Raw genomic sequence first — 9968 nt, 5'->3', positions numbered from 1 at the left:
CGGCGCACCGGCAACCGGCGCCGGGCCGGCGGCCCCGGCCGGCGGGCTCTGGGGCACCGGGTTCTGGGGCGCCGGGCTCGGGGGCGCCGCGGCCTGCTCCACCGGCGGCGGCGCCGGGATGCCGAGCGTGGGCAGGTCGAGCTGCTGGCGGAACTGCCAGAGCGCGAACACCACGCCGGCCAGCAGCAGCCCGATCACCATGGTCCAGCCGCGCGGCGCCCGGCTCTCGGGCGAGGGCGTCGGAAAGCTCAGCCGGGTTGGCTGCAATGCCCGGGCAAGCTCGGCCTTGAAGCGCTCCACCGCCGGCACCGGCTGGAAGCCGAGATAGTCGGCATAGGTGCGGACGAAGCCGATGGCGTAGATCGGGCCCGGCAGCTCGTCGATGCGGCCGTCCTCGATGGCCGCGAGGTAGGTGCGGCGGATGCGCAGCCGGTCGGCGACCTCGTCGAGATCGAGGCCGAGATCGATGCGCCGGGCACGCAGGGTCGCGCCGACGCCGCGGTAGCCGCCGGCAACGGCCGAGCCTGCCGGCGCGTCGCTGGTCTGCGCTTCCACGATGAGAACCTCACGACCGCTGTCAGGGACGGGGCACTAAACCAGAGGCCCGCCGGAGGGGCAAGCGCCGGAACCGTAAGGCCCTGGGATTGTAAGCACTTAGGCCGGTGTTTATTCCAGCCAGAATAGGTCCATCCGATGCACGCCGAGATGGGCGCCGGGCTCCCAGTTGTAGATCGCGTGCTCCGGCACGTTGCGCATGTTGCGGGCGGTCACGATGGGGATCGGCACGGCGCGCAGGATGCCGATGGTGAACTGCTGATCGGCATGGATCTCCAGCATGCGGTGCCAGATCCGGGCGCGCTCCGCGGTGCTTGTCGCGCCGTCCCAGGCCTCGGCAAGGTCGAGCAGTTCCTTGGCCTCGGGGATGTCTGGGGCCTCGCCCTTCTTGCCCCGGGTCTCGTAATGCTCACCCCATTTCGGCCACTGATAGCCGTGCTGCGACATCGGGGCGAGGGCGTCGGGCGGCATGTCCGGCGTCGCGATGCCGTTCTCAAGCCCGCCCCAGACGATCATCATCGCCTGGCCAGCAAAAACGCGGTTGCGCAGCACCTCGCGCTGCGAGGGCTTGGAATAGAGCTTGATGCCGATCCGCATCCAATCGTCGCGGATCAGCTGCAGCACGTCGGTCTGCTCGGTATCCTCGCCCGCCGTCTCGACGATGATCTCGGCCGGGCGGCCGTCGGGCAGGAGGCGGATGCCTTCGCCGTTCTTCTTGATCAGGCCCATCTGGTCGAGCAGGCGGTTGGCGCGCACGACATCGAACTCGGCCCAGGCATCGCGGTATTCCGGCTTGAACAGAGGGCTCGACGGCAGGACGGTGTTGTTGCCGGCTTCGGCGAGGCCGTAATAGAGCGACTGGTTGACGATCTCGCGGTCCATGCCGAGCGAGAGCGCGCGGCGGAAGCGCTCGTCGCGCAGCACGCGGCGCCAGACCGGGTCTTCCACGTTGAGGTTCGGATAGAGCGCAAGATGGGCGCCGAGGCCGGGCTTCCAGAGCCGCGTCACGATCGGCTCGCGCTTCTCCGCCTTCTTCAGCAGCGTGTAGCTGTTGAACGCGAGGTAGCGCGGCTGCAGATCGATCTCGCCGGCCGCGACCTTGGCCGGGATCAGCGCGGCGGCCGAGTGCACCATGGTGAAACGGTCGAGATAGGGCAGCTGGCGGCCGTTCTGGTCGACCCGGTGGAAATAGGGATTGCGCTCGCCGATGAAGCGGGTGGCCGGCGGGCGCGTGGTGTTGACCCAGGGCTGCAGGGTCGGCTGGTCCGGATTGTCGAACCTGTACATGTTGTCGACGAAATTGTGCATCGCCGCCCAGTTGCGCTTGCGGCTGGCCTTGGCCTGCTCTTCCAGCTGTTTCGGATCGGCGTATTTGACGTGGAACTTCTTCAGGTAATGGGCGGGGCGGTAGATATAGGGGTCAGCGGCACCGGCCAGCGCGCGGAGGAAGGTGTGGTTCGGCTTGCTCCAGGAATAGCGCACCGTGGTGGCGTCGATGACCTCGAATTTCGCCTTCTCGCCGTCGACGTAGAAGAGGCGCGGCGGCCCGCCGGGGGCGAGCTGCTTGTTGCCGCAGATATCCTCCCAGTAGTAGCGGAAGTCCTCGGCGGTGAACGGCGCGCCGTCGGACCATTTGTGGCCGGGACGCAACTTGAAGGTGAAGACGCGGCCGCCTTCGTTCTGCACGTCGAGCAGGATGTCGGGCTTGAGCTCGAGCTTCTCATCGTAGCCGACCAGCCGCGCGTAGCCGTAGACGGTCATCAGCCGCACGTCGCGCGGACTGGCGATCAGCATGCGCGCCTCGCCGCCCTGGCGGCCCGGCACACGGCCGCCATCGACCTCGGTGACCAGGGGCGTGGCCGGCAGGCGCTTTTCCACTGGCGGCAGCTGGCCGGCGGCCACGGCATCGGCGAAGACCGGCGGGTCGACGAACTTGCCATTGGCGCCGGCCGCCGGCGCGGTCAGCAGGGCGACCAGGATGGCGATGGGTGCAATCACCGCGCTCAGGCGCAACGCACTTTGGTGCAACGCACGGAAAGGCTTGGTCATCGTCCGTCCGAGATATCCCCGCGCGGAAGCTAGGCGGGCCGGCCGCGCGCGGCAAGCGATGCGCGTCACAATCGGCGCACTACATGGGCGGCCCATCATAGGCACCGCAGGCTAACGCCGTGTGAAGGGTGCGGGTTGCCGCAGGCCAAACGGCCTAACCCGCCCGCCGCGCCATCTGCGAGGGCAGCCAGGTGACGATCTCCGGGAACAGATAGGTCGCCGCCACCGCCACCACCATCAGCAGGAAGAAGGGGAGCGCGACCCGGCCGATATAGAAGATCGACCGGCCGGTCATGCCCTGGAGCACGAACAGGTTGAAGCCGACCGGGGGCGTGATCTGCGCCATCTCCACCACCAGAACGACAAAGATGCCGAACCAGATCAGGTCGAACCCGGCCTGCTGTACCACCGGCAGCAGGATGGCGATGGTCAGCACCACCATCGAGATGCCGTCGATGAAGCAGCCGAGCAGGATGAAGAACAAGGTCAGCGCGGCGATCAGCGCGGCCGGCGACAGGTTCAGGCTGGCGATCCATTCGGCGAGATGGCGCGGCAGCCCGGTGAAGCCCATGGCCAGCGAGAGGAAGGCCGAGCCGGCCAGGATCAGCGCGATCATCGCCGAGGTGCGGGTCGCGCCCATGATGCTGTCGCCCAAGGTCTTCCAGTCGAGCGAGCCCTGCGCCCGGGACAGCACCAATGCGCCGACCACGCCGAGCGCGGCGCTTTCGGTCGCCGTGGCGAGCCCGGTATAGATCGAGCCCAGCACCACCGCGATCAGCCCGATCACCGGGATCAGCTGGCGCGAGGCCCAGAGCTTCTGGCCGAAGCTCGCCCGCGTGTCGGCCGGCGGGATGGCTCTGGGGTGCAGCAGCGACCACACCGCCACATAGGCCATGAACAATCCGGCCAGCATGATGCCGGGCAGGATGCCCGCGATGAACAGCTTGGCGATCGAGACCTCGGCCGCGACGCCATAGACGATCATGATGATCGAAGGCGGGATCAGGAGGCCGAGCGTGCCGGAACCGGCGAGCGAGCCGAGCGCCAGCGCATCCGGATAGCCACGGCCCTTCAGCTCCGGGATGGTCATCTTGCCGATCGTGGCGCAGGTCGCCGCCGACGAGCCGGAGATCGCCGCGAAGATGGCGCAGCCGATGATGTTGGTATGGACGAGGCGGCCGGGCAGCCGTGTCATCCAGGGCGCCAGGCCCCGGAACATGTCCTCCGACAGGCGGGTGCGGAACAGGATCTCGCCCATCCAGATGAACAGCGGCAATGCGGTGAGCGTCCAGGACGAGGCGGCGCCGAAAATCGTGGTCGCCATGGCGTCCCCGGCCGGCCGGGTGGTGAACAGCCACATGGCGCTGACCGCGACACCGATCAAGCCGAGCCCGATCCACACGCCGGAGCCGAGCAGGACGACCAGCACGCCGATCAGGATCAGGGTCGCCTGGATATCCTCCATCGCCCCCCTCAGCGTTCGATATGCACGTCGTCGGCGCCGGCATCCTGCATCAGGACGCCGCCAGCGAGCGCGACGATCAGCTGTTCCAGCACGGCGATGAACAGCACGGAGGCGCCGAGCGCCATCGCCACCTGCGGAATCCAGAGCGGCACCGGCACCAGCCCGGTGGAGACATCGCCGATCTCATACGAGACCCAGGTGGTCTTGATGCTGAACCAGGCGAGATAGCCGGACAAGGCCGCAGCGATGGCAAGGCACCAGATCTCGCCGACACGGCGCGCCCGCCCGCGCAGGCGCTGGATCAGGATGGTGACGCGGATGTGCTCGCCCTTGCCGAAGGTATGGGCCAGCGCCAGGAACGACGAGGCCAGCATGGCATAGCCGGCGAAATCGTCGGCCGAGCGCGCCACATAGCCGAACAGCCCGCCGCCGATCGAATACAGGACGAAGCCTGCAACGGCGACGAGGCAGGCGCCCGCCAGCACGCCACAGGCGAAGTAGAGCTGCTGCAGGGCGTTGCGGATCAAGGGCGCGGGAAAGCTGAGGGCAGGGAAGCGGGGCGCCGGATCGCGTGGCGCCCCGTGGTTCCGTCTATTTCCGATAGGCGTCGACGATCGCCTTGCCGTCGGCACCGGAAACCTTGAGCCATTCCTCGGTCATGGTCTTGCCGATCTCGTTGAGCTCGGCAGCGAATTTCGGGCTCGCCTTCTGCACCTTCATGCCGTTCTTGGCGAGCGTGTCGAGGAAGCCTTGCGCGAGCTTCTCGCTCTCCGCCCAGCACGACGTCTCGGCGCTCTTGGCGGCGGCGGCGATGGCGTCCTGCGCCGACTTGTCCAGCTTCGACAGCGCCGCCTTGTTGACGATCACCATGTTCTTCGGCTGCCAGCCGTCCAGCGCGTAGAAGTGGGTGAGCTGCTCCCACACCTTGCTGTCGACGCCGGTGGCGCCGGAGGAGGCGAAGCTGTCGACCTTGCCGGTGGCCAGGGCCTGCGACAGCTCGGCCGCCTGGATGGTGATCGGCTGTGCCTTCACCAGCTCGGCCAGGCGGCTGGTCTGCGGGCTGTAGGCCCGCCATTTCAGCCCTTCCATGTCCTTGACCGAGTTGAGCTCGCGCTTGGCGTAGATGCCCTGGCCCGGCCAGGCGCAGGTGTAGAGCAGGGTCATGCCCTGGGCGTCGAGCTTCTTCGCCACGACAGGGCGCTGCGCCGCCGCCAGCTTCTTGGACGAGGCGTAGTCGGAGGTGAGGAACGGCACGCCGTCGGCGCCGAAGGCCGGATCCTCGTTCTGCAGGTTGACCATCAGCACTTCGCCGATCTGCGCCTGCCCGGTCTGCACCGCGCGCTTGATCTCGTTCGCCTTGTAGAGCGAGCCGTTGGCGTGGACGGTGATGACGAGCTTGCCGCCGGTGGCGCCCTTCACCGTGTCGGCGAACTTCTGCAGGTTCACGGTGTGGAAGTTGGTCGCCGGATAGGCGGCGGGCAGGTCCCATTTGGTCTGCGCCGCGGCCGGCAGGGCGACCAATGCGGCGCCGGTCAACAACGCCGTCGCGATCCAGGTCTTCATGAGGGTGCCTCTCCCCGTACGAAAGTTGACGAATGTGTTACCGGCCCGGTCGTGGCTTGGCAATGGCCGCCCGCCGCGCCCGCCGGTTCTCCAGCCGCCGCATGAGGTTGCGCAGGAACAGCGAGCGCTCGACCAGCCAGGGCCGGGGGATCACCACCGGGCCGCCGTCGCGCGCCGGCCGCATGGCCGCCACCGCCGGGTCCATGATCGCCGAAGCCGGCATGGCCCGCCAGGCGGCGAGCTGGCGCGCGAGTATGCGCGGGCGCTCCGCCACCAGCATGTCCCAACGGGCAAGCACGTCGTCGGCGCTGTCGATGATCTCCAGCGCGTCGACCAGCGGCGTGGTCAGCTGGACGCGCTCCTGCACCACCGGCACGCCCTGCATCAGCGCGGCGACGATGCGCGAGGTCGAGGCATAGCCGACCGCCTGATAGGGCCGGAATCCGTAGCAGTAGAGCGAGCGCTGCAGCAGGTCGTCGCGCACCTGGCGGGTGGAGAACTCGGTGGTGACGACGCGGAGCTTCGACCGGAGCGTCGTCAGCGTGGCCTGGCGTTCCGGCGCGGTAAGTTTGCCATAGGCGTAGATGTCGTGCTCGCGCGGACCGGGCGCGGCCGGCGATTCCAGCGACGGCGACCAGCCGAGCGAGATCTGCACCGTCGGCGCGAGATGGCGGTAGCCCTCGGCGCCCTCGTCGCAGACGACCCAGATCGCCCGCGCGTCATGAGCGAGCTGCATCAGGCCGGCCCAGCGCTTGACCCAGGTCGGCGTGCGCTTGTTGTTGAAGCCTTCGCCGTCGGCAAGCTCGGTGGCGACGATCACGTAGTCGAGGCCGCGCAGGCGATCGACCACCCAGGCCTCGCGGAAATACTCGATGACGATGTTGGTGACGCCGCGCCTGGGCGGCGTGGCGCCGATCTCCACCTCGTGGCCGAGATCGCGCAGGCCCGCCGCGATGGGCAGCACGATGTCCTGCAGCGCGTCGTGGCTCTGCGGCCGGTGGTTCCAGATGGTGAGGAAGAACTGCACCGCCGGCCTCAGCGCGGCGCCCAGACGACGAGCGAATAGCCTTCGTGGAAGGCGCTGCCGAAACAGAGCCGGCGCGTCTCCCTGATCTCGATCAGGCCTTCCGCCGCCTTGGCGCGAAGCGCCGTGAGATAGCCCGAGAGATAGTTCCGCTTGTCGTGGTAGCGGAGCGCCAGCGCGTCGAACAGATCGGTCGGATCGTAGAGCTCGCGGATCGGCTCGATATGCAGGCAGAGGCCGGGCTTGCGGGCCAGCAGGAAGTCGAGCATCGGGCCCCAGGCCGTCCCGAGCTGCTCCATCGAATGCATGGTGAGCACCGCGGTGCGGGCATCGATCTCGAGCGCGTCGCCGCCTGCCAGCGTCAGCATGTTGAAGCGCACGCCGCGCAGCGGGCGGCGGAGATGCTGACCGATCAGCCGGACCAGTTCCTGCGACGGTGCCGCCCAGTCGCAGCCGACCAGTTCCGCCTCCGGGAACAGGTCGCTGAGGGTAAGCAGGCTGGCGGCGGTGCCGCAGCCGATATCGACCAGCCGGTCGTAGCCGACGAGATGGCGCGGAAACAGCGCCCGGCGGAAGATGTCGTAGACGCGGAATTCGAAATCCGGCGCGTCGATCCGGATCCAGTCGCCGTCATAGCGCAGGATGTCGTAGTGGAAATACTGCGGCAGCAGGTTCTGGAGCGCGACGCCGCGGCTGCGGACCCGTTCGAGGATCTCGCCCCAGCCGCGTTCCCAGCGCGAGGCATCGTTGCCGCCGACGGTGACGAGATCCGATCGCTCGAGCTGTTCCAGCGCGCGCAGGATCACCGCGTCGCGCTCGGCCGCCGTAAGCCGATGATAGCTGAGCGGCCCGGCCTTCTGCATCGCGGCGCGCGCCGCCGCTTCGTCGATACCGGTCAGGCGCGCGATATCCGCCGGGCCGATCTGCAAGGATGAGGACGCGCTGTCCGGCATGCTCACAGCGGCACGATGGGGAACTCGGCGGCGTAGCCGTCCTTCACGCCGTTGCCGCCGGTGAACGGTGCGAGCGGCGCGTCGGATTTGATCAGGCGGGTGCGGCCGATCTCACGCCATTCCTCCAAAGTGATGTAGTTCGCCTGTCGGGAGACGCCGTCATAACGGTCGGAGGCGACCTTCTCGGTCGGCGTGAAGCGGAAATCGATCGAAAGCCGCTGGCCCTTGCCGGACTTCATCGTCTGGTGGATCAGGAACGGGTCGGTCAGGAACACCTTGTCCGGCGCGAGCCGCGCCTCGTATTCGCGCGCGCCTTCGAGAATGGAATGCCCATCGTTGAAATCGGGCAGCGGATGCATCAGCGCCTCGGGGAAACTTGCCGGCTCGATAAAGCGAACGCCGGCATCGCGCGGGTCGCCCAGCACCGAGATGAACAGCATGATGGCGGCGGCGGGCTCGCCGGCCCACATGTCGCTGTGCGGCTTGGTGGAGGCGCGCGGCCGGTTGTCGACCTTGGCATCCGGCACCCCGCTGACCAGGCGCACGTTGATCGGCGCGTGGATGCGCTCGACGGAGCGGGCAAGGCCCAGACTTTCGAACGCCTCGACGACGGTGCTATGCACCTCGTTGAAGGCGAGGAAGTTCTCCCGCTTGGGCAACACCAGGCCGTTCGGCGTGATGTTGGGCAGCGCCGCGACATCGGCGGCGTAGCGCTCCAACAGGTCCTCCGCCAGGGCGAAGTTGCGCGCCGGAAAATAGCTCGCCAGCGAGACCCAGAGGTAATGCCGCACGGCCCAGGCGATGCGATCGCGCTGCACCGGCGACAAGGCGACCGATTTCAGCAGGGCATAGTCGTCGGCGAGCGGCAGATGCGCCGTCATGCCGGCCAGCCGTCTGATCCGGTCCTTCGGCAGCCCTGTCATCGTCATTCCCGTCTCGATCCCGCACCGCGCATCCGCTCTGCGCCGCATGTACCGCCCCCACACTCTGCGGTCACGCGAATTCCACGCGGACCGCTCAGAAGGCGTGCTCGGCAAGCCGGGCGCGCAGCGTGCGCGCCGGCCGCAGCGCCACCCATCCCCGGCGCGGCCGCGGCCGCATCGCCGCGACGGCCGGCGCCATGATCTCCGCCGCCGGCATCCGCCGCCAAGCGGCCATCTGGCGGGCCAGGATGTCATCGCGCCGGGCGCGCAGATCGTCCCAGCGCGCCAGCACCTCGTCCGGCCCGTCGACGATTTCCATCTCCTCGACGAAGGGCGAGGGGCCTGCGACGCGCTCCTGCAGCACCGGCACGTGCTGCATCAGCGCCGAGACGATGCGCGTGGTGGAGGCATTGACCACATTGGCATGCGGCCGGAAGCCGTAGCAGAACAGCGCGCTTTGCAGCATCGCGTCGCGATCCGCCTTGGAGACGAATTCGCTCTTGGTGACGCTGAGACGCGCCGAAAGCTTGTCGATCGCCGATTTGCGCGCCGCCGTGCCGAGCTTGCCATAGGCGCAGATGTCATAGCGGGGCGGCATGGCGGGCCGCGGCGCCTCCAGCGAGGGCGACCAGCCGAGCGCAAGCTGAACCGAGGGTGCATGCGGTGCATAGCCCGCGGCGGCATTGTCGCAGATCACCCAGATGGCGCGCGCCTGGCGCGCCAGCACCTTGAAGTACCGATAGCGCCGGCGCCACATCCTGGTGCGCGCGCTGTTGAAGCCGGTACCATCGGCGAATTCGGTGCCGACCAGCACGAAGTCGTGTTGCAGCAGTTCGGCCACCGCTGCCGGATCGCGGAAATACTCGACCACGACGTTGGTCACGCCGCGGCGCGGCGGGGCCTCGCCGATCTCCACCGCATGGCCGAGATCGCGCAGCCCGGCGGCGAGCGGCAGCACGACGTCGAGCAGGACGTCGCGCGCGTCGGGATGATGATTCCAGGTGGTAAAGTAGAACTCCATAAGGCCAGCCCCGCCTGTCCTGGCCCGCAAGCGGCGCGGCCTAGAAGATCCCTTCCAGGATGGCGCGCTTCCGGCGCACCATGCTCGGCGTGCCCTGGCCGGTCACCGTCTCGCCGCCGGCGACCTTCTCGCGGATCCGCGCCTGTTCCTTCGACGCGTCGATCACCTCGCCGGGCGGCGGCTGCTTCTGCCAGAAGATCAGCCGGTCGACGAAGCTCTCGTCCTTCTCGGCGAGCTGGGTGTACTCGGTGTTGATGACCTGGCGGATGGTGGAATCGGCATTCTCCGCCTTGGCGGCGCGGAGCAGGGCCGTCTCGCCGGCGGAGCGGCCGGCGGCCGGGGTCGGGGCCGCGCCGGTCAGCGCCGTCTGTGCGGCGTCGCGCGGGCGCTGCTCCTGGGGACGGGGGGCGCCGGG

The 9968-nt window shown here is 68.5% G+C and carries 10 protein-coding genes; all 10 read right to left on the bottom strand.

Going from position 1 to position 9968, the window contains the following annotated elements; all coding sequences use genetic code 11:
• The coding region (locus tag DT074_RS26950; RefSeq protein WP_162915268.1) for a helix-turn-helix domain-containing protein at positions 1 to 555 on the bottom strand (555 nt) is incomplete at its 3' end.
• Between the two features lie 111 nt (positions 556 to 666).
• Complete coding sequence (locus tag DT074_RS26945; RefSeq protein WP_119422939.1) at positions 667 to 2604, bottom strand: ABC transporter substrate-binding protein; 1938 nt, start codon at positions 2602 to 2604, stop codon at positions 667 to 669.
• 154 nt (positions 2605 to 2758) lie between these two features.
• Positions 2759 to 4069: a TRAP transporter large permease gene (locus DT074_RS26940; RefSeq protein WP_119422938.1), complete on the bottom strand. Its 1311-nt coding sequence runs from the start codon at positions 4067 to 4069 to the stop codon at positions 2759 to 2761.
• A gap of 8 nt (positions 4070 to 4077) precedes the next feature.
• Entirely contained in the window at positions 4078 to 4596 is a 519-nt protein-coding gene (locus tag DT074_RS26935; RefSeq protein ID WP_119422937.1) for a TRAP transporter small permease, read from the bottom strand.
• A 64-nt stretch (positions 4597 to 4660) separates the two neighbouring features.
• The gene (locus tag DT074_RS26930; protein ID WP_119422936.1) at positions 4661 to 5632 is read right to left on the bottom strand and encodes a TRAP transporter substrate-binding protein; all 972 of its coding nucleotides are present in this window, start codon (positions 5630 to 5632) and stop codon (positions 4661 to 4663) included.
• A gap of 37 nt (positions 5633 to 5669) precedes the next feature.
• Positions 5670 to 6659 carry a hypothetical protein gene (locus tag DT074_RS26925; RefSeq protein ID WP_119422935.1) on the bottom strand — a complete coding sequence of 330 codons (990 nt, stop codon included), beginning with the start codon at positions 6657 to 6659 and terminating at the stop codon, positions 5670 to 5672.
• A gap of 8 nt (positions 6660 to 6667) precedes the next feature.
• Positions 6668 to 7609 (bottom strand): class I SAM-dependent methyltransferase, encoded by a 942-nt coding sequence (locus DT074_RS26920; RefSeq protein ID WP_119422934.1) that lies wholly within the window; start codon positions 7607 to 7609, stop codon positions 6668 to 6670.
• 2 nt (positions 7610 to 7611) lie between these two features.
• Complete coding sequence (locus tag DT074_RS26915; RefSeq protein WP_119422933.1) at positions 7612 to 8538, bottom strand: hypothetical protein; 927 nt, start codon at positions 8536 to 8538, stop codon at positions 7612 to 7614.
• An 88-nt stretch (positions 8539 to 8626) separates the two neighbouring features.
• Positions 8627 to 9553 carry a hypothetical protein gene (locus tag DT074_RS26910; RefSeq protein ID WP_119422932.1) on the bottom strand — a complete coding sequence of 309 codons (927 nt, stop codon included), beginning with the start codon at positions 9551 to 9553 and terminating at the stop codon, positions 8627 to 8629.
• A gap of 40 nt (positions 9554 to 9593) precedes the next feature.
• The coding region (locus tag DT074_RS26905; RefSeq protein WP_119422931.1) for a DUF3035 domain-containing protein at positions 9594 to 9968 on the bottom strand (375 nt) is incomplete at its 5' end.

This window comes from Desertibaculum subflavum (assembly GCA_003576705.1).
GTDB lineage: Bacteria > Pseudomonadota > Alphaproteobacteria > Ferrovibrionales > Ferrovibrionaceae > Desertibaculum > Desertibaculum subflavum.
Note: the sequence above shows the minus strand (reverse complement) of the source record. Positions and strands in the feature narration are given on the sequence as shown.